The sequence below is a fragment of the Thainema salinarum CENA647 genome, assembly GCF_057732415.1.
This window is the reverse complement of sequence record NZ_JBYJZJ010000022.1, coordinates 1,074,611-1,094,450: the sequence shown is the minus strand read 5'-3', so window position 1 is coordinate 1,094,450 and position 19,840 is coordinate 1,074,611. Positions and strand designations below refer to the sequence as shown.

The window sequence follows — 19,840 nt, the reverse complement described above, 5'->3', positions numbered from 1 at the left end:
ACGTTAGAAATCCTCAGATCTCTGGATCACTGCAGATTTCTAACCTGGGGATGTTTGGGTTGTTGCATCTTGCCGTTATCGCTGAAATTTATGCCGCAGATTGCCTCAATCACCGCCAAGGAACTTATCCAGCGCCGCGCTTCAGGGGAAAAAGGGTTTACCGCTATCCGTCTCACTGAAGCGAATCTGAGCGGCGCAAATCTGAGTGAAATCGATCTCAGTCAGTCCAGCCTGAGTCTGGTCAATTTTAGTGGGGCGAATCTGAGCCATGCGAATCTTCAAGGTGCAAAGCTCAATGTAGCTCGTCTCGGTAGCGCCAACCTCAGCCACGTCAATCTGTCAGGAGCCGATCTAAACGTGGCCAATCTCAGTTTGGCCGATTTAAATCACGCCATCTTGAATCGCGCATCGCTGATTCGGGGCGAACTGATGCGGGCCGATCTGAGTGAGGCCGAACTGATTGAGGCCAACCTGAGTGAGGCGACTCTACGTGAAGCCAAACTGCGGCAGACCAATCTCAGTGGGGCGAATCTGAGTCGGGCTGATTTAACGGAAGCCAACTTGGTTGATGCCAATCTAACTGATGCCAATCTGTCCCGAGCCAGTTTGGTGCGGACGAATATGCAGGGGGCCGATCTGCGGGGAGCAGAGCTGCGCCACGCAGATTTTCGGGGCGGTAATTTCACAGATGCGAATTTGAGCGGAGCCAATCTGCGCTGGGCCGATTTCAGCGGGGCCAAACTTTGTGGAGCCAATTTGCGCGGGGCTAAGCTGAGTGGCGCGACCCTAAGCGGTGTTGATTTGAGCCAAGCCGATTTGAGCGGAGCCACACTAGTTCATGCCGATTTATCTCGCGCCAATTTAATCGAAGCGGAATGGCGCGGCGCTGATCTGACTGGGGCCAAGCTAACTGGAGCCAAACTCTATGGCGTTTCCCGGTTTGATTTAGAGACAGAGGGTTTAGTGTGTGGCTGGTTGGATTTAAGTCCAGGTGGCGATCATTCCAAAATTGTCCGGTTTACCGAGGAAGAGGTACAGCGCTTTTTCAACGAAACACCGCCGACCATGTGCCTAGATATTGATTTTGAGCTTGATCCAGAGTCTCATCTTGCGTTGGCAGCCACTTACCAGCAAATTGCCCAAAAAAGCGATATTTTGAATCGTGCGCCCGAAATTCAGTTTGATAATCGGCGCACGCGGCTGATTTTCCGCGTCAAGGACGATCAGCAATTACTCCCCATTGCTGCCATCGTGACGCTGCCGTTTCAATCTCGCGATGTTGTCTTGAGTATCATTCAAAGTATCGTAGAACAGCTCGAAAGCCACGCCAAGAGCAATGTGGACTTATCTGAAGTGGAGTCCATTCGTGCTCATCATGTGGCACTGATTGCGCGACAGGGCTTGGAAGCGGCTCAGGCAGTTGAGTTTTCTCAGATGGTGACGAAATTTGTCCAAAAGTCGCCGCTGTTTCAGGCTCCCACTCATGTGCGAGTCACCAATTCCAGCAATCAAGCCATTGAGCTGTATCAACATCCTGAATTTGGCCGCCGCTCGCGTCGCTCCGCAGTCAGCGATCGCAAATCTTCTACCAGCTCAGCTCCCTCGGCTGACACGGCCACCAAGCCACCCAATCTGAACGAAATTCTGCGCTTCATTGAAAACTGCTAATCGCGCTCTCATACGAAGTCTGTTTAAAACCCAATTTAACTTTTTGAGCGGCTGGCTCAGCCAGCCGCTCAAAAAGTTAAATTGGGTTTCTGATACGCGAACGTGATGTCACTCAGTCCAAGCTGGATGGGTTAGCAAGGATTCCATAACTCGCACACCGCGTAGCTGATTCGATAGCGGCAGGTGTCCCCGTGGTGCCGAAAGATCCCAGGTGAATTCATTGGGATAGCGCGTCCAGCGATTGCCGGTTTTCCAATTAATTTTGGGCCAGAGCTTGTCCCAATCTTTGCCCACGCCGAGCCACAGCTCTCGCTGCACCGAAAAGCCAAACTTGCCAACGGAGAAAACTCGCCAGAGTCGATCGATCGTTTGCAGGTCAGTAGGCGGAAAATTATTGACTTCGGAAAAATAGAGCCACTTGCGCCGAGCGGCAGCCGCACCTGCCAGTTCACACATAAGCTGGAGGGTGGTGCGATCGGCCAGTTCATAGTCCTGCTCAACGAGCTGATCATGCAGTGGCTGATAGTCTACGCCCTGTTCTGAATCAAGCGAGATCAGGCCAGAGGGCCAATTGGCTTCTAACAGGGACTGAAAGGAGGACTGCTCTGTACTCCAGAGAATTTGGTATATTTTGCCGTCCACTGGATCAGCGTCATCGCTGGCTCGATCCAGCAACAGATCCATCAGCGCTTGCAGCCCCTGATCGCCCTGTTCGAACAAAGTCTCTACAAGCTCCAACTGCACTTTGGGTGTAGCAGACTGGAACTGTGTCTTCAATTCTGCGATCGCATCAGTTGCGGAAGCGGGATCGGTGGTGGAACTAGTCATACTGAACCGTGTGGCCGTCTACGAATGTGGAAACCTACAGCTTATGCTGATTAGCGTGTCTTTTCTCCCTCCACTTTACCGGAAACTCTAGGGCATTAGGAGGGGAGAAGGGGGAAGTTGTTCTAGGTATTGTTTGAGTTCGGTGGCCATGCGGCGCATGCCGACTTGTTCGTCTTGGCGGATGAGGGGCAGAAAGAGCTTGGTGAGCCAGCCGGAGAAGGTTTCGCGGTGGACGTATTTCGTGCGATCGCGACTACTGCTGAGTAGCTCAAAGCTGTGTTCGTTGTGCAGTCCAGGGATTTGAGAGCGCCATTGGAGACAGATGCCGGGTTCCACCACCGTTACCGTCGGCCAAAACTCGATTTCCTCATCCCCTGGCAATCGGCAAATGGCCAGCCAAACTTCCTGCTGCGGCTCAAAGGGCAGCTTGGCATTGCAGTCAAACAGAAAGGTGTTCCACCACCGCCAGTCTTCTTTGTGCACAAGGGCATCCCAGACGCGGTCGATAGGAGCGTTGATTTCGATTTCAGTGTAAAAGCTGGGCATGGGCTTGGTGATTGTCGGTGTGACTCAGTACACTTTTCTACTTAGGATTCCCCTATGCTGTTAAGCAATTTCACAGGATTCTCGGATTGCTGGTGTGGGCTGTCCATGTATCCTACTTATCATTTACACAAAATTAACAATGACGAATCTGACTCCCAACTCTAGTTTTAGCCTCACCCTGCGGCTGCAAATTCCCAATCGCACCGGCATGTTGGCCACCATTACAACTGCGATCGCAGAAGCGGGTGGCAACCTGGGGCAGATTAGTCTTGTCGAGCGCAATCTCAAGCTGGTGGTGCGCGACCTGACGGTGGATGCGTTCAGCGCCGAACATGCCGAGCAAATTGTCACCCAGGTCAAAGCGCTGCCGGATGTAAAGCTGCTCAGCGTTTACGACCGCACGTTTAACCTGCACCGGGGTGGCAAGATCAGCATTGAGTCCAAAATTCCGCTGCAGAGCCAGTCTGATCTGGCGATGGCCTATACGCCCGGTGTGGGCCGAATTTGCACTGCGATCGCAGAAGATCCCGATCAGGTTTATAGCTTGACAATCAAGAGCAACACAGTGGCCATTGTCACCGACGGCAGTGCGGTTTTAGGACTAGGGAATCTAGGCCCAGCCGGAGCGCTGCCCGTGATGGAAGGCAAAGCGATGCTGTTCAAAGAATTTGCTGGACTGGATGCCTTCCCGATCTGTCTGGACACGCAAGACGTGGACGAAATCGTTAAGGCCGTGAAGTATATCGCTCCCGTCTTTGGCGGCGTGAATTTGGAAGATATCAGCGCCCCCCGCTGCTTCGAGATTGAGGAGCGGCTGCAGCGCGAACTGGATATTCCCGTGTTCCATGATGACCAGCACGGTACCGCAATTGTGTCCCTGGCGGCGCTGATGAACGCGCTCAAGCTGGTGGACAAGCCGATCGGCTCAATTCGGGTCGTGATTAACGGTGCGGGCGCTGCCGGAGTTGCGATCGCACGTCTATTATGCAAGGCCGGGACTCAAACTATTCTGATGTGCGACTCCAAAGGCGTGATTTGCCACAGCCGCACCGATTTGAATAACCAGAAAAAAGAGTTTGCCGTGGAAGAGTCCGGTTCGCTGGCGGACGCGATGAAGGGAGCCGATGTGTTCATGGGCGTTAGCGTTCCCGGTGTTGTGACCCCAGAAATGGTGCGGTCAATGGCGCGCGATCCAATTGTCTTTGCGATGGCCAACCCAATTCCCGAAATTCAGCCGGAACTCGTCGTTGGGGACGTGGCCGTGATGGCCACCGGACGCAGCGACTATCCCAACCAAATCAATAACGTGCTGGCCTTCCCCGGCATTCTGCGCGGTGCGATTGACTGTCGCGCCAAAGCCATGACTACCACCATGTATCTAGATGCCGCAGAAGCGATCGCATCTCTAGTTAAACCCTCGGACTTAACGCCGGAGCATATTATTCCATCGGTATTTGATGATCGAGTGGCGGCAACGGTATCGGCTGCGGTTCAACATGCGGCGCGGGCTGATGGTTTAGCGGGAGATTAGTGTTCACTCAAAGATCTGGCTATTGTTCGACTGCATCCAGTTGGAGTCAGTGGCACAATGGGAGCATTAGTACTTTACGATTTGTAATAGGGTACAGAATTGGGATGCGTCCCGTTTCGTCTTCTGTGAGGAGAGCCATATGGTTGCAGTGATTTGTTGTGCGATCGCATTTGTGCTCGCAAGTTTAGTCGAATATTGGATACACCGTCTCATGCATGCCTCCGAGCGGGTGGGGCAGCGACACCGCGATCACCATCGCCGAAATGAAGGCCAAGGTGTGATTTGGGAATTCCGAGACTACATCGTTGGTAGTTTAGTCCTGATGGTGATCCCATTTTTCGTTTCGCTTGAGGCTGGTATTGGTTGGGCCATTGGCGCAATCATCTACGCAGCGTTTTCCGCCTATGCTCATCAGCTCCAGCACGAAAACCCCAAGAAGTGCTTTTGGATGAAGATGCCTGTCCACTATGTTCACCACAAGTACGGCATGTGGCATCATAACTTTGGCCTCGGCGTAGATTGGTGGGATCATATATTTGGTACCTACAAGGCCGTGGATTGGCTGACGGAGGAAGAGCAGAATCAGCCGGAGCGAGGATATTTGGAACTGCGCTGGTGGTAGGAAAAGGCTGTCAGAGGCTATAGGCTATCAAGGACGACCGGGTGCAGATCCCTTGTTGATCTGCTTTTTGGGAATAGCAGGATTTTGAGATGGTGGGCAAGCTTTGACTTCTATTCAACAAGCATTAATAGTTTGAGCCGTTGTCATTCGCCCACCATTAGCCTAAGCACACTAGTCAAACGGGTCGTGTCAGTGCATCAGGTCTAATGAAATGCTGTACCAAGCCGAGTTTTGTTGGCTAATGCATGTTGCCCAACGTAGCCTTCACCTGTTAAGCAGCTTGCTCAATACGGGCCTGCATATCCGGAATATGAGAAAGACAGCCAAGCTGATATAGTTAATTGGATTTTTGTAAACTTACTTAAAATTTCAGGCCAGATACCGGATAAAATACTAACCGACTATACAAGTGTTTTCTGACTGTTTTGCCTGCTTTGCTTGGGAGGATTAATGGAATTTCTATCAGGTATCACTGGAGCTCTGTCGAGTATCAATTTTGAGCTGATCGCCCAGCTGACAATGTTGGCGCTGGTTGTGGTTGCTGGCCCAGTAGTCATTTTCTTGTTGGCTGCACGAGGCGGCGATCTCTAAAGCGGATCAGCTAGTTCAGCGTTAAACTTCAGCGTTAAAAGGGAGCTGCGGCATGCCGCAGCTCCCTTTTAAGTTCAATTTCTGATATTCGAGACTCATGTGAGCGCTGAGGCTCTACAGTGAATTGAACGCTAGCAGCCTAGTGGTTAGTCAAGAATTAATTGACGGGTAAAGTCGTTTCAACTTAATGCGTGCGTCCTCGGTGGTGAAGCGCCAATCAATCCACGTTTGCTGCTGATTGCGGGTCTCTACCCAGGCTGAAACTTCACGTTGCAGGGGTTCAAATTCAGCGATGCGTCGGTCTAAACATTGACGAGCCAGAATGCTCAACTCAATCTCGGCCATATTCAACCAACTGCCGTGCTTAGGGGTATAGCAAAATTCCAGGCGATTGAGAATGCGACGCGCCTCGGCCGGTTCAAAGGCTTTGTAGAGAGAGGCGGGTGTATGGGTGTTGAGATTGTCTTGCACCACCGTGATGAGCAGGGCATCGGGATAATGCAGATCGACAACATCTTTGAGCAAATGAGCATAATCAACAGCGGTGCGCTGTCGCGTCACCTCAACGTGTCGCCACCCCGCTATCGGTTCACATAACATGAATAGATTGGCGGTGCCGTTGCGCTCATATTGAAAATCCTGTCGCTGTGGCTGTCCCGGTTGTGCCGGCACTGGTGCGACGGTTTCTTTGACGAGCTGTTTCATCGCTTCGTCAAGGCAGATGATGGGGAAGTCAGGGTGATAGCGGCGCTGGTAAACTTCCAGCACGGATTCCATTTGGCAGACAAATTCGGCATTCTGTTCTGGCGGAATTACCCAGCAGTCTTGTTTCCAAGGCTGTAATTCGTTTTTTTCAGCGTTTGCCGAATGGTTTCATGACTCACGCTCTCAACATGGCCGAGTTGCACCATGTGACTTGCCAGCAAGCGCAATGTCCACCGTGCCTGACCCGCCGGAGCCTCACTACAGACCAAGGCAATCAAATGGGCTTCTTGTTCGCCATTCAAGCAGCTTGGTTTGCGTCCACCCCCGGTGCGTCGCACTAATGATGCCTCCAGCCCGAACTCCACAAAGCGACGGCGGACGCGTTCGACCGTGCGAACCCCGACGTCGAGGGCCGTCGCAATCGCCTGATCTGACCAACTGCCGTTGGGTTGATTGCAGTCGGCTTTGAGCAGAATGCGCGCACGGGTAATGTGATCCGCCGCGCGACGGCCCGTTGTCGCGAACTGTTCTAAGTAAGTCCGTTCTTCAGCACTCAAATCCACGATGTATTTCTTGACCATGACCGAAAGTAAGAGGTGTTTTTCTTACTTTAGCTGGCCGTCATCTATTTGTTGACGCACCACTAGTTTGGAAGATTCTGTGCGCGACGACGCAGGCTCAACGCAGCGCCCACTAGCGCTAGCCCCACCATCGCTGATGGTTCAGGAATTTCGGTTGGGCCACCATTACCGGGCTCTTCAGGCTCCGGAGGTAGATCGGGGGGGATATAGTCTGGCACTTGTCCCTCAAAGCTGATGTTGTGGAACTCACCACTACCGGATACAGAGTTTGCAACGAACTGACCTTCAACATTACCGTTGTTGAACGTAAAGTTGGCGTTCGGTGCCAGTACGCTACCCGCAAATGAAAAGCCCGTGGTTTGAACCTGAGTAGCGTCCACAAAGTTGAACAATACCTTCGACGGATCAAGCCCACCCAAATTCATCCCAAAGTTGGCAATGCTAACCGCATTCCCCAGGATGTTAAATACAACGGTAGAACTGCTGCCAATGCCATTTAGGTTAAGGTAGCTGGAACCATTAAATTTAGAGCCGTCAATGGTGAATACATTCAAGTCGGCGGAGCTGTTGCCCTGGAGCCAGATACCACCCCATTTGTATTCGGTATTGCCCGTTGCGCCTAAGTCGCTCAGCTGATCAGAAAAACCTGTGAAATAAGTTTTGGCGGCATCAAAATCAATTGGTTTACCGCTTGTAACGCCACAGTTAGGGGTGCAGTTGAAGTTGATGTTGGTTTTAACCTGACCACCGACAACAGCGCCACCACCGAAGATTTGGCCCCCGTTATACGTCAAATCACCGCCGACAACTAAACGCGTATCTGCTCCATTGGAGTTGCTTAAGCGGTCACCGATGCCAAAATTGGAAAACGTAGCATTGCCGCCAACTGCGACGCGTCCTTCGGCATCAGAGCTTTGATTCATGTCGCCAAAGACAAACACATTGTAGTCATCGGCAACCCCAAAAGATGCCGCATCTGCACGGCCTGAAACACCAGCTGCGATCGCAATGGCCAGCGGTAGAGCCACCCAGGGAGTTTTGCGAATAGATCGTTGGAAAATCATGTTAGCCTCTAGGAGTCATATGTATTAAAAGTAACTCCTTTGAGAGCAGCGGCTTTCAGTGATATTGCGGTTTTTTATACTTATAAGAGCAATCTTAAATCTTTGGCTGGCGAGCTTAAATCAATCTTGTCAATCAGGATGACAGCAAAAATAATTCTGCGTGATTTCACTTATATCTCGTAGATTTTCACAAAAATAAATACTGATATACACTGAATATATATAGCAGTAGTCACATTGGTTAAGACGTTAGAAAATTCTGAAACCATCCAAACGCTTAAACGTTGAATTTCGTAAATGTCCTAGCCAATATGGCTATCGCTCTATCGCTATAAGTTGAATCGGTATCAGTCCGCTCAAGTAGAACCAAGCATCCGATCAGGAAATCCGATCCGAGCTTGAGAACCAGGGTTGAGAATAAGAATTAAGGGTCGAATCAAGAATGTGCGGAGCCAACGGCTTCAGAAATATTAGAAAAGCCATTGGCTTGTAAATGGGCCAGTAATCCTTGGTTGATGCGGCGCAATGCGCCTGGCCCTTCGTAAATCCAGCCCGTATAGAGTTGCACGAGAGTCGCCCCTGCCGTGATTTTGTCCCAAGCATCATCAGCCGTAAAAATGCCGCCCACGCCAATGATGGGAAATTGCCCTTGAGTGTGCTGCCAGATAAAGCGAATCACGTCCGTTGCGCGATCGCGCAGTGGCGCACCGCTGATCCCCCCTGCTTCTGCAGTAATGGGATTGCCCGTTTCTCGTAGAATTTGGGTCTTCAGTCCCTCTTTTTGAATCGTGGTGTTGGTGGCAATTACGCCCGTTAGATCACAATCTCGCGCTAAATCTACGACAGCGGCAATATCATCCCAAGCTAAATCGGGTGCAATTTTGACAAACAATGGTTTCTGCGCTGTGTTTTCCTGCTGGAGCGTCGTCAGAATGGGTTTAAGCTGCTCGATGGCCTGGAGCGATCGCAAACCGGGTGTGTTAGGTGAAGAAACATTGACCACAAAGTAATCCCCCAGTTCTTCCAGCAGCCGAAAGCTACCGACATAGTCATCCACAGCGGATTCTAGCGGTGTCACTTTGGACTTGCCTAAGTTAATGCCAATGGGAATCTGCCGCTGATGCTGCTGCCACTGCTGCGTGAGCCGTTCCGCCAAATCGGCTGCTCCCCGATTGTTGAACCCCATACGGTTCAAAGCTGCGTAATCGGCTAAGAGGCGAAACAGGCGCGGTTGGGGATTGCCAGGCTGAGCGTGATAGGTGACAGTGCCTAGTTCCGCAAAGCCAAAGCCGAAATTAGCCCATAGAGGAGCCGCTACACCATCTTTGTCAAATCCTGCTGCCAAACCAACTGGATTGGGAAACGTCAATCCCCAGTGATTTTGCTGAAGCCGATCGTCTTGGCAAACCAAAGACTGCTGTAATCTAGTCAGAATTCCGGTTGCGATCGCGGCCTGAGTCTGGTTATCAGCCACGCTCGCCTGGGCTAACCAGTGCAAACTTTGCATCGTTTTCTGGTGTAACCACTCTGGATCGGCCTTGAGCCAGGCGAATAAGATGGAAGGAACCAATAGCCGATAAAGGTCAGCGTTTACCAAGATACGTTCCACTGCGTTCTACATTGATGAACATTGGATTGAACATCTAAAATATTGAATCCGCAAAAGGCCAGCAGCGCAAATCTTTACTATCTCCACACAACCTAACTTGCCACCGATACAATAAGGCACAGAGCAGAATTGCCCCTAATATGCGCATTTCATGCTGCTCCTGTGAAATATAACGTACAGGAGCTCTTTGAATCTGTTATGTCATTCCATTTTTTAATTGGCAAGTTAATTAACCAGACTGTACATCGTGCACATATTTCACCAGCAATCCAACCAAAAATCTAGATTTTAGCAGGGTTTCATCTTGCCCTATCTCCAACAAGCTCGCGCTATATGAGGTTAGTTTAATTTTTTGACTGAATTGTTGGGGATTTGCATCTACAGGTCGCAACTTGATTTACGGTTAAGTTCCATCTAGTCTGAATTTACTGATTTTACAATCGCATGTCCCTGCCGAATGATTCAACGGCTTACGAGCAGCAGCTTGTAGCATTAGGGCGCGTCCTCCAAACCCTGCGTGAGGAGGAGGACGTTGCTGTGCTTGTTGAGACAGCGATCCGCTACATGCAGGAAGGGTTTGATTATGCCTTGGTTTGGATTGGGCTGTACGACCGGATGTCCCATCGGATTATCGGGCAAGGGGGATTTACACCCAATGGGGAATCGAATTTTTTACGACAGCGCTTCTCGCTCAATCCTGGCGATATTTTAGAACAGGTGGTAATTCAGCAGCGACCGCTTGGCATTCCGGATTTGCGAGAAGAATCACGGACAGGAGAATGGCGGAAAGCGGCTCAGACCTACCAAATTCAGGGCACGATGATCTTTCCAATTCGGCATCGCGATCGCTGTTTTGGTTTAGCACTGCTGGGGTCACGCTTTTGGGGGGTTTCACCGCATTCTGGCGAAAAGGCTCGCCTGTCCGTTTTACTCGGTTCGCTAGCAGAAGCGCTTTATCAGTCTGAAATTGAGCAGCAGCGCCGGCAAACCAAGCGCCCGGAACAGCCGCTGTTTAAGCTCCTGGGTAAGTTGCGGAATCTCAATCACTTGGATGAGCGGTTGGAAGCGATTGTGGCGGAAACCCACTGTTTTGTGCAGCCCGATCGCACCAACATCTACTGGTTTGCCCGTGAGCAACGCTATTTCTGGCGGCGCGTTGGTTCGCGTAATCCCAATAAATCACTCACCACACCACGAGACCCCCTGCCCGAATTGCATATTCCAGTCCAGGAAGTGAGTACGTTCTATAAAGCCCTGGCGGCAGATCAGTTGGTGGCGATTGGTGAAGCCCAAAGCTCCCTCAAAGCCGACACCACCACTCGCTTAATGCAGCAGATCAATGCGCGATCGCTGAATTGCGGCTCCGATCTTATTTCAAGATGAGCTGCTGGGTTTTCTGGCTGTCGAGGGCAAAGAAGCACGGATTTGGACAGAGGAAGAAAAACAATATGTCCAAGGAGTTGCTCAGCTCGTCGCTCTAGCAGCTCCCCTCTCGGAAATGGAAGAAACCATTGATCAAATTAAGCTAGATCAGGGGTTAACGGCGGAAATTTCGCGGGCCATTTGTAGTGATAACGATTGGCAAGTAGCGCTGAATACCTGTGCTGAGCAACTGTGTCGCCGACTCAAGATTACTCATGTCTTTGTGTTGATTTACGATCCGGATCAGCACTGCTATGAGGTGAGCTATCAGTATCATCCCAACCATCGCCAGCATATTCGCCAACCATTTAGCGTACTGAATGACGTTGATCGGAAGATGCTAGAGAAGTCGGCGGAACCGATTGGCATCGAGAATCTAGACGATGATCTCAAGTTAATGGCTTGGCGGCAGCCGCTGCTGGATATTGGCGTCAAGTCTTTGCTGACCTGCAACACTGCCATTGGCAAACCGCTAGAGGGCATGATTATCGTCGCTCATGACGCCACGCGCAGTTGGATTCGAGTTGAGCGCGATCTGGTGAAAACGGTAGCTCAGCAAATTGGGGTGATCTTACACCAGTGGCAGCTTCAGCGGGATATTGCTCAACAGCAAGCCCTCCAGCAAAATCTTCAGTGGGGCACCAAAACTCTACAGCGGATTCACCATTTAGATCAGCTCGATCAACAGGCCCTAGAGCAGATTCTACAAGCCGTTCAAGCGCCGTTAGCGGCTTTGATTACCTGGGCGAAGGGATCGGAAACGGCTCAGATTGAAGCGGTTGTGTTGAAGGAAAAAGCTTACCAGATTGATGCTGAGGCAACGCTGTTTGTCGGGCAGGAAGCCGTGATTCAATGGGCGATCCAGGCAGAGGGAATCTTGCCGCTGATGGCCACCGATTTACCATCCGCTTCTCGTCAGTGGCTGATTGGTGCAGGCATTGGCACCGTTATCTTGACAGCGCTACGCACTGCACCGATGCATCATCCGGCGGGAATTCTGCTAGTGGCAGATCGAGCGGATCGGGTTTGGTCAGAGCGCCACCTGGATCTGATCAGTACGCTGGCTGGACAGTATGCTTGGTGCCGCCGCTACATCATGTTGGTCAATCAGCTGTCGGGACAGCGGCAGCATCTCCAGCAGTTGAACTGGTATAAGCAGCATTTCTTAGAGGAGTTGCAGCGGAATTTGAGTGGAGTTGTCCGACGACTGACCGAGGTTAGCCAGCAGATTACGAAACCCCAAAGCGCCACGATGAATGTGATGCGGCTGCAGCAAATTTTGCGCCAGGCTGAGGGGACACTGGATGCGATCGCACGTCCGATTGAAACGGAAGAATGGCAGCTCCAGCCCCAGGATGAGACGGTGCCGATTGCTAGTTTGCTGAAGCGGATGATGGAGCGGGTTGAAACGTTGGTGCATCAGCGCCAGCTTTGGACGCAGGTGCATAATGAACTCAATTTAGATGTGGCGGGCGATGTGGCCAAAATTGAGTTTATTCTGCATGAAATGATGGAATCGGCCTGTTTGCGATCGCTCTCCGGTGGCCGGATTGATATCTGGTGTCGTTTGGTTGATCAGCGCTGGCTAGAGTTGTCTATTACCGATAACGGCTCTGTTGATGACACACTGCTGGCTGAGCTTCAGCAGGGCAAGCCCCATGATTTGCTGGCACCATCACCGTTGAATGAGCCACCCGGCCTGCACCTCGCGATCTGCCAAAGGCTGACGCAGGAAATTGGCGGTGAATTTAATCTCTATCAGCTTGAAGATGGTCGGATCTTGAGTCAGGTGATTCTTGCGATCGCACGCGACTAGCGGTTCACTCAACTCATCACGCTGGCGACAACCTCTATGACTAGCACCGCAAATGTTACTAATTATACAGAAAGCATCCTAACATCCCAAAACAACTATAAGCTCAAAAGCCCATGCCGTGGGCATTTCATTCCTACCAGACCGACCTCTTGAGCGTGATTATCATCCTAAGCCAGTTGCAGTTTGCTTAAGCCGGTTAAAAAGTATTTAGATTTGTACCAGGAATGACAGTTCTACCCAAAGGTAGAAGACGTTAAACACTAAGATCAAGGCGTGTGGCTGAGTTTCCCCGTATTGATGGAGCAAGGTCTTATTAGTGACACGACATCATCAGTCGACTGTCGGATTAGCGTTCCTGGTGGCGGCTGGCTTCCTCGGTAACTATTTCCGCTGGTCGCTGTTCTTTCACATTGACTTTTTGTTCGGTGCGATCGCAGTTTGGCTAGTGCTGTGTCTCTATGGCTACCGCTGGGGAATTACGGCAGCCATTTTTGCCGCTAGCTGCACGTTTTTTCTGTGGGGACACCCTTACTCAATTCTGATCTTTGCGGCTGAGGCCATCTTCGTCGGCTGGTTTTACTGGCACTATCGGCAAAATCTAGTCCTGCTCGATATGGTGTATTGGCTGTGTATCGGCATGCCGTTGATTTGGCTGTTTTATCGGGGGGCGATGGGGGTAGACCTGGTACAAACCCAAATCATCATGCTGAAGCAATCAGCCAACGGCATTTTTAATGCCCTGATTGCCAGCCTACTGTTAATCTATTCTCCCATCCACCGCTGGGTGCAGCGGCCCAAAGCCATTGAGGCGCTTTCGCTTCAGCAAACGTTGTTCAACCTACTCGTTGCCTTTGTTTTTTTTCCAACGCTGCTCCTCGTTGCAATTGATAGTCGCCAGGTTGTCAGCGATATTGTGGCCGATAAGCAAGTTGAATTGCAAAATATCTCGAATCATCTCCAGCACGAGCTAGAAGCATGGCAACAGCAGCATCAAGTGGCCATTACTGAACTGGTTCGGATCGCCGAGAACAAGCCGTCCTCAACCAGTTTGATAACAGAAGAGAATCTGCTTCAGATCGAATTGGGAGCTGTGCAGCGGTTATTTCCCAGCTTTCATCGGCTGTTGATTTTGACCGATAACGGAGAGATCGTGGCTGATGCCCCCATTGCATCAGCCAGCGTATTGGCTCGTTCACAGCTTGACCCGCAACCGAATTCAGCAGCATCTGGCTCCCAAGTAGCCAGATCAGCCACCTTCTCCCCATTAGCGACCAGTGACCTCGATCAGATTCGTTCTCAGTTACGCTCGGATGCACCTCACGCGGCGTTACTGACACTGGCAGAACCAACCGAGCTTGTCTTTGCTGCGCCGATTCAAACCAATCAGCTACAAGGATTTGCCATAGGTATCGTTGGCTTACAGCAGTTACAGAGTCTGATTGAGAACGAAAATCAAGGGATTGATAGTTTTGCCACGCTGGTTGATGCGAATCAGCAGATTGTGACCAGTAGCCATCGCGATCGCAACTTAGGATACCCCTTTGATTTAAAGCAAACGGGAACAGTTATTCCCATTGCAGATTCAGCGATCGCCTATCAGTGGTTGCCACCAGCAGGACTGTTTATGCAGCGTTGGGCCCAATCCATGTTTGTCCAAGAAACGCCGCTGGCTGAAGGCATCCCCTGGACGCTGATTATCGAACTACCAGCCGCCCCCTACGTCACTGCGATTCAAGAAATCAACATCAAAAATCTGGCCATTCTCTTACTGTTCACCACTGGCGCACTAGGTCTAGCGTTTCTGCTCAGCCGCCAACTGGTTCGTCCGGTCGCTCAGCTGGCTCATGTCACCACCAATCTGCCCAAACATCTATCGGATCAGCGCCCTGTGCAGTGGCCAGCTAGCCACATCACAGAAATTACCTCTTTAATCAATAACGTGAAGCTGATGGCAGCTAGCCTGGTTCAGCAGTTTCAAGCCCTACAGCAGGCCAAAGAATCAGCCGATGCCGCCAACCAGGCCAAGAGCGCGTTTTTGGCGAGTATGAGCCATGAACTCCGGACGCCGCTGAACGCCATTTTGGGATTTTCACAACTGCTCAGCCATGAGCCAGCGTTAGCCCCCCACAAGTCAGACCTGGATGTGATTAGCCGCAGCGGCGAACATCTGCTAGAGCTAATTAATGATGTGCTGGAGATGTCGAAGATTGAAGCCGGTCGCATTGACGTTGAAGCATCAAGCTTTAACTTGTATAGCTTGCTCGGCACCATCGAAGACATGATGGAGCTCCGGGCTGCATCCAAAGAGCTACAATTCGTCGTTCAGTATGCGCCAGATGTACCACAGTTTATCTATACCGATGAACGTAAACTACGCCAAATCCTGCTGAATTTGATCAGCAACGCTGTTAAGTTTACTCAGAAGGGTAGTGTAACGCTGCGGGTTGATGTGAAACCGTCTGCTATATCCGAGCCAACGATAATCGCTGCTGTACCGATCCCACCAGACATCCCTACAGACGAGCCCATCATGCTTCGCTTCCAGGTAATTGATACAGGAATTGGGATTGCAGCCACCGACATTGGTAGTTTATTTGAGCCGTTTATGCAAACGGAAGCCGGTCGGCGGTCTCAGCAGGGTACTGGGTTGGGGCTGGCTATCAGTAAAAAGTTTGTGCAGCTGCTGCAGGGAGACATTGCAATTCACAGTACGCTGGGAGAAGGCACGATTGTAACGTTCACAATTGCAGTGGTGCCAGATCTTTGCAGCCCTCAGGACTCCCCCAAAGCGCAGCGCAACGTGATTGGCTTAGCGGCGGAACAGCCCATCTACCGATTGTTGGTAGTGGATGATCGGTCAACCAACCGCCTCGTTCTGCGACGATATCTTGAGCCTGTGGGGTTTGAGGTGCGCGAGGCTAGCAATGGCAATGATGCGATCGCACAGTGGCAGGATTGGCAACCACACCTGATCTGGATGGATATGCATATGCCGGAGCTGGATGGCTATGAGGCCACTCGTCAGATTAAAGCTCGGGCAAAGCAGATGAATCTGACACCACCCGTTATCATTGCAGTGACCGCTAGCGCGTTTGAAGAAGAGCGAGCCGTGGTGCTAGCAGCGGGTTGTGATGACTTTTTACGAAAGCCTGTTTTAGCTCATGCAATCTTCAACATATTAGCCAAACATTTAGATGTTCAATACGTCTATGATCAACACGTCTATAATCTTGATATCAAAAATCTTGATGTTACAAGTACGGGCACCAATGGCAACTTAGCGTCACCCCCAGCTCATTCGCTAAGCTTACCGTCTTCTCTTAATCCAAGCTCATGCAATAGCCTCCGTTCGCCTGAGCAATTCGAAGAAGTTACCAGTCAGCTTGCCACTATGCCATCTGCTTGGGTGCACCAATTATATGAGGCTGCCACTCAACTTGACGAGAATCGCGTCTTTGCGCTGATTAACGCCATGCCAACAGAGCAGGTAGAACTTGCGATCGCACTCACAGACTTGGTGTTACAGGTGCGATTTGATCGAATTGTGGAACTGACTCAGGAACGAACTTGAGCGAGCAGGGAGATTTGACATGACAGGGCAGACTGGATATTCGTCCGATTGCCAATCCCAACCGCATATTTTAATTGTGGATGATTCGCTGGAGAACCTGTCGCTCCTCGCGAAAACCCTCAGCGACCAAGGCTATGACATCCGCAAGGCCATCAGTGGCTCAATGGCGCTGATGGGAATTCAAGCCGCTCCGCCCGATTTAATCCTGCTCGATATTCGATTACCCGACATTAGCGGCTACAGTTTCTGTCAACAGCTCAAAGCTGCACCCGAAACCTGCCATATTCCCATTATTTTCCTCAGCGCCTTAGATAGCATTGGCGACAAGGCTAAGGCCTTCGAGGTGGGCGGAGTTGACTACATCACCAAGCCCTTTGACCCGCAAGAGGTCGTCCTCCGCGTTCAAAATCAACTGGCGCTACAGGCCGCTAAAGCCGAAATTGAACAGCTCAATCAAACCCTTGAACAGCGGGTGGAGGAACGCACAGCCGCCCTCACGGCTGCGAATCAGGCGCTATTGCATGAGATCCGGGTTCGCCAAGCGGTTGAGCAAACGCTACAGGATAGTGAAGCTCGCCTGAGCAGTATCTTAAACTCGCTGGAAGAAGTGGTCTGGTCAACTGCCGTCGATAAATCGTACATGATTTATCTGAATCCGGTCGCTGAAGCCGTATATGGCTATCCAGTTGAGGCATTTTTTGACAATCCTAATCTTTGGTTTGAGGTGATTCATCCCGACGATCAGGTTCGCACAAAGCAGATCTTTGCCCAAATCGGGGTCGAGAATCCCTGTGGCGAAGCCATTTATCGGATCATTCGTCCGGATGGCACCATTCGCTGGCTGCGCGATCGCGGTTATCTCATTTGCGATGTAGACGGCAATCCGCTCCGGCGGGATGGTGTGGTGCAGGACATCACCGTCCATATCCAGGCGGAACAACTGCTGCGGCAGCAGGCCAAACAGACGAAACTCGTGGCTGATATTGGTCAGCGCATCCGTCAATCGCTGGATCTCGAGACCATTTTGCAGACCACGGTCACGGAAATTCGTCAGTTTTTGCAGATTGAGCGGGTGCTGATCTACCGCTTTCATGCTGACTGGAGCGGTACGGTAATTGTGGAATCGGTGATGCAGTCGCAATTCAGCGCTTTGGGCCGCACGATTACCGACCACTGTTTTGCCCAGCGGTATGTCGAGCAGTATCAGCAGGGGCGAATTCAGTCGATTCAGGATGTTTATCAAGCGAATCTCACCCCCTGCCATGTCGAACTGCTGGAATCGTTCGGGGTGCGGGCCAATTTAGTGGTGCCGATTGTGTTTGATCAGCAACTGTGGGGGCTACTCTTGGCCAATCAGTGTTCTGAGCCGCGTCCCTGGCCGGAGATGGAAATCGAATTGTTGAAACAGCTAGCCAGCCAAGTTGCGATCGCAATTCAGCAGTCCCAACTTTATGGTCACGTGCAGGCATTTAATCAAAAGCTAGAGCAGCAGGTACAGGAGCGAACGGCTCAACTGCAGCAGGCTCGCCAGTTTGACGCGCTGCTCAAGCGGATTACCGACAACGTGCGAGACAGCCTGGATGAGCAGCAGATTATGCAGGCCGTCGTTAAAGATCTAGCGATTGGCTTAGACGCTCAAACCTGCGATACGGCATTTTACGACCTGGAGCGCCAAGAGTCACGGGTGCGCTACGAATACGCGACGGTTGAAGTGCCCACTGGAGTCAACCAGATTTGGCCGATGTCGGGCCGCAAAGACGTCTATGCTCAACTGCTGCAGCGGCAATGGGTGCAGTTTGTGGACTTTCATCCCGTGCGGGGAGAAATTACGTTCCTGGCCTGTCCGATTTTTGACGATCAGGGCATCCTCGGCGATTTGTGGTTGACTCGCCCCAAAAACCAAATTTTCACCCAGCCCGAGATTCAGCTCGCGCAGCAGGTGGCCAATCAATGTGCGATCGCAATTCGGCAGGCCCGTCTGTTTGCCGCTGCCCAAATGCAGGTGGAAGCGCTTGAGCAACTTAATCAGCTCAAAGATGACTTCCTCAGTACGGTGTCCCACGAGTTGCGATCGCCGATTACTAATATGAAAATGGCGCTGCAAATGCTCAACTTGACGCTCCGCCAACTGGTCATGACCCATCTGTCGCCGCAAGACGAAATCGATTCCACGCGAGTCGATGCCCCGAATCCTACTAAGAACCTATCCGAAAACCGATGTTGTTCGAGAGATGAGTGCTTAAGGTGAAGGTGTCGCCATAGGAGCAGTCCCAGATGTCTACCGTGACGCCTCCTCGTTCAACCGTCGAAATTGACCCTCGTTATCGGGTGCCCGATGAGCTGTGGGAGCGCCTGCATCCTCTGATTCCAGAGGAGCCACCCAAGCCTAAGGGAGGCCGCCCTCGCATGGATGATCGCCAAGCCTTAGATGCGATCTTTTACATCCTTTGCACCGGCTGTCAGTGGAATGCGTTGCCTCGGTGTTTAGGGGCCTCCAGTACGGTGCATGACCGCTTTCAAGAGTGGCAAACCAACGGCACGTTTGCTCGCTTTTGGCAGGCGGGATTGATGGAGTATGCCCGCACTCAAGGAGTGGACTGGCATTGGCAATCGATGGATGGTGCGATGGTCAAAGCACCACTGGGGGGAAAAAAAGACAGGCCCCAACCCGACTGACCGTGGCAAGTTGGGCACCAAGCGCTCGGTTTTAACCGATGGCAACGGCATCCCACTGGCCTTTGTGCTCGCACCCGCTAATCGGCATGACATGAAACTTGTTGAGGTAACTTTAGAGGCTCAACCGCTGGTGCCACCGGATGTGGAGGACGAGGAATCAAGACATCTCTGTCTGGATCGCGGCTACGACTATCACCCGGTGCGCCAGATTCTCAAGCAGTGGGGCTATCAAGGGCATATTCCGCCTCAAAACGAGGGTGACCTAGTGATTCACGACATTCCCAACTATCGGGCCAGACGGTGGGTGGTCGAACGGACTCATTCGTGGATGAATCGGTTTCGCCGTCTGTTGATCCGCTGGGAGAAGAAGCCCGAAAACTATCTGGCGTTCTTACAACTTGCCAGTGCGGTCATCACATTTCGCTCATCTGAGGTTTTCGGATAGGCTCTAATGGCAAATCCCACACAGCGACACCAGCTAATTCTCGCGCAGAGTCAGCCCTCGACCTAGATTTATCGGCTCATCCAGAATCGCTGGTGCGGCGCATTGCTCAGTATCTCAAAATCCTTAGGATCGTGGATTAAATAAGATGTAATTTTACCGTCTGTA

General features: G+C 51.4%; 14 protein-coding genes. 9 read left to right on the top strand and 5 right to left on the bottom strand.

Annotated elements, in window-relative coordinates; genetic code table 11:
- The first annotated feature begins 90 nt into the window (after positions 1-90).
- On the top strand, positions 91-1,668 hold the full coding sequence (locus AC286M_RS11555) for a pentapeptide repeat-containing protein (protein ID WP_488204535.1): 1,578 nt from the start codon (positions 91-93) through the stop codon (positions 1,666-1,668).
- Between the two features lie 108 nt (positions 1,669-1,776).
- On the opposite strand, the gene AC286M_RS11550 is transcribed toward AC286M_RS11555, so the two are convergent.
- Together AC286M_RS11550 and AC286M_RS11545 are read right to left on the bottom strand one after the other, a co-directional pair.
- Positions 1,777-2,496 carry a GUN4 N-terminal ARM-like repeat domain-containing protein gene (locus tag AC286M_RS11550; RefSeq protein WP_488204534.1) on the bottom strand — a complete coding sequence of 240 codons (720 nt, stop codon included), beginning with the start codon at positions 2,494-2,496 and terminating at the stop codon, positions 1,777-1,779.
- Between the two features lie 87 nt (positions 2,497-2,583).
- Complete coding sequence (locus tag AC286M_RS11545) at positions 2,584-3,042, bottom strand: SRPBCC domain-containing protein (protein ID WP_488204533.1); 459 nt, start codon at positions 3,040-3,042, stop codon at positions 2,584-2,586.
- 139 nt (positions 3,043-3,181) lie between these two features.
- Between AC286M_RS11545 and AC286M_RS11540 the strand changes: the two genes are divergently transcribed.
- The 3 genes from AC286M_RS11540 to psb30 all read left to right on the top strand — a co-directional run bounded on the left by AC286M_RS11540 (position 3,182) and on the right by psb30 (position 5,786).
- On the top strand, positions 3,182-4,573 hold the full coding sequence (locus tag AC286M_RS11540) for a malic enzyme-like NAD(P)-binding protein (protein WP_488204532.1): 1,392 nt from the start codon (positions 3,182-3,184) through the stop codon (positions 4,571-4,573).
- 139 nt (positions 4,574-4,712) lie between these two features.
- Positions 4,713-5,195 carry a sterol desaturase family protein gene (locus AC286M_RS11535; protein WP_488204531.1) on the top strand — a complete coding sequence of 161 codons (483 nt, stop codon included), beginning with the start codon at positions 4,713-4,715 and terminating at the stop codon, positions 5,193-5,195.
- A gap of 450 nt (positions 5,196-5,645) precedes the next feature.
- Entirely contained in the window at positions 5,646-5,786 is a 141-nt protein-coding gene (gene psb30, locus AC286M_RS11530; RefSeq protein ID WP_488204530.1) for a photosystem II reaction center protein Ycf12/Psb30, read from the top strand.
- Between the two features lie 150 nt (positions 5,787-5,936).
- On the opposite strand, the gene AC286M_RS11525 is transcribed toward psb30, so the two are convergent.
- The 3 genes from AC286M_RS11525 to AC286M_RS11515 form a co-directional block, all read right to left on the bottom strand.
- A protein-coding gene (locus AC286M_RS11525; RefSeq protein ID WP_488204529.1) for an IS630 family transposase occupies positions 5,937-7,072 on the bottom strand; the annotation gives its coding sequence in 2 pieces (ribosomal slippage) (positions 5,937-6,640 and positions 6,640-7,072; 1,137 coding nt in all).
- A gap of 62 nt (positions 7,073-7,134) precedes the next feature.
- The gene (locus tag AC286M_RS11520; protein WP_488204528.1) at positions 7,135-8,136 is read right to left on the bottom strand and encodes a choice-of-anchor A family protein; all 1,002 of its coding nucleotides are present in this window, start codon (positions 8,134-8,136) and stop codon (positions 7,135-7,137) included.
- Between the two features lie 436 nt (positions 8,137-8,572).
- Complete coding sequence (locus AC286M_RS11515) at positions 8,573-9,745, bottom strand: quinone-dependent dihydroorotate dehydrogenase (RefSeq protein ID WP_488204527.1); 1,173 nt, start codon at positions 9,743-9,745, stop codon at positions 8,573-8,575.
- A gap of 444 nt (positions 9,746-10,189) precedes the next feature.
- Here AC286M_RS11515 and AC286M_RS11510 point away from each other — a divergent pair, with 444 nt between their 5' ends.
- From AC286M_RS11510 to AC286M_RS11490, 5 genes are all read left to right on the top strand, one after another.
- A complete protein-coding gene (locus AC286M_RS11510; protein ID WP_488204526.1) occupies positions 10,190-11,128 on the top strand; it encodes a GAF domain-containing protein in 939 nt (312 codons plus the stop codon).
- 115 nt (positions 11,129-11,243) lie between these two features.
- On the top strand, positions 11,244-12,983 hold the full coding sequence (locus AC286M_RS11505) for a sensor histidine kinase (RefSeq protein ID WP_488204525.1): 1,740 nt from the start codon (positions 11,244-11,246) through the stop codon (positions 12,981-12,983).
- 316 nt (positions 12,984-13,299) lie between these two features.
- A complete protein-coding gene (locus AC286M_RS11500) occupies positions 13,300-16,554 on the top strand; it encodes an ATP-binding protein (RefSeq protein WP_488204524.1) in 3,255 nt (1,084 codons plus the stop codon).
- A 19-nt stretch (positions 16,555-16,573) separates the two neighbouring features.
- Positions 16,574-18,802: a GAF domain-containing protein gene (locus AC286M_RS11495; RefSeq protein WP_488204523.1), complete on the top strand. Its 2,229-nt coding sequence runs from the start codon at positions 16,574-16,576 to the stop codon at positions 18,800-18,802.
- A gap of 26 nt (positions 18,803-18,828) precedes the next feature.
- Positions 18,829-19,675, top strand: a protein-coding gene (locus AC286M_RS11490) for an IS5 family transposase (protein ID WP_488203451.1) whose coding sequence is annotated in 2 segments (ribosomal slippage) — positions 18,829-19,203 and positions 19,205-19,675 — 846 coding nt in all. Because the reading frame shifts where the segments join, the coding sequence is not laid out codon by codon here.
- Positions 19,676-19,840: the final 165 nt, after the last annotated feature.

Excerpts from the sequence above, each read along its gene's own strand:
- psb30 (WP_488204530.1), top strand. The coding sequence starts at position 5,646 with ATGGAATTTCTATCAGGTATCACTGGAGCTCTGTCGAGTATCAATTTT.
- AC286M_RS11545 (WP_488204533.1), bottom strand. The coding sequence starts at position 3,042 with ATGCCCAGCTTTTACACTGAAATCGAAATCAACGCTCCTATCGACCGC.
- AC286M_RS11535 (WP_488204531.1), top strand. The coding sequence starts at position 4,713 with ATGGTTGCAGTGATTTGTTGTGCGATCGCATTTGTGCTCGCAAGTTTA.
- AC286M_RS11510 (WP_488204526.1), top strand. The coding sequence starts at position 10,190 with ATGTCCCTGCCGAATGATTCAACGGCTTACGAGCAGCAGCTTGTAGCA.
- AC286M_RS11495 (WP_488204523.1), top strand. The coding sequence starts at position 16,574 with ATGACAGGGCAGACTGGATATTCGTCCGATTGCCAATCCCAACCGCAT.
- AC286M_RS11555 (WP_488204535.1), top strand. The coding sequence starts at position 91 with ATGCCGCAGATTGCCTCAATCACCGCCAAGGAACTTATCCAGCGCCGC.
- AC286M_RS11505 (WP_488204525.1), top strand. The coding sequence starts at position 11,244 with ATGGAAGAAACCATTGATCAAATTAAGCTAGATCAGGGGTTAACGGCG.
- AC286M_RS11520 (WP_488204528.1), bottom strand. The coding sequence starts at position 8,136 with ATGATTTTCCAACGATCTATTCGCAAAACTCCCTGGGTGGCTCTACCG.
- AC286M_RS11540 (WP_488204532.1), top strand. The coding sequence starts at position 3,182 with ATGACGAATCTGACTCCCAACTCTAGTTTTAGCCTCACCCTGCGGCTG.
- AC286M_RS11550 (WP_488204534.1), bottom strand. The coding sequence starts at position 2,496 with ATGACTAGTTCCACCACCGATCCCGCTTCCGCAACTGATGCGATCGCA.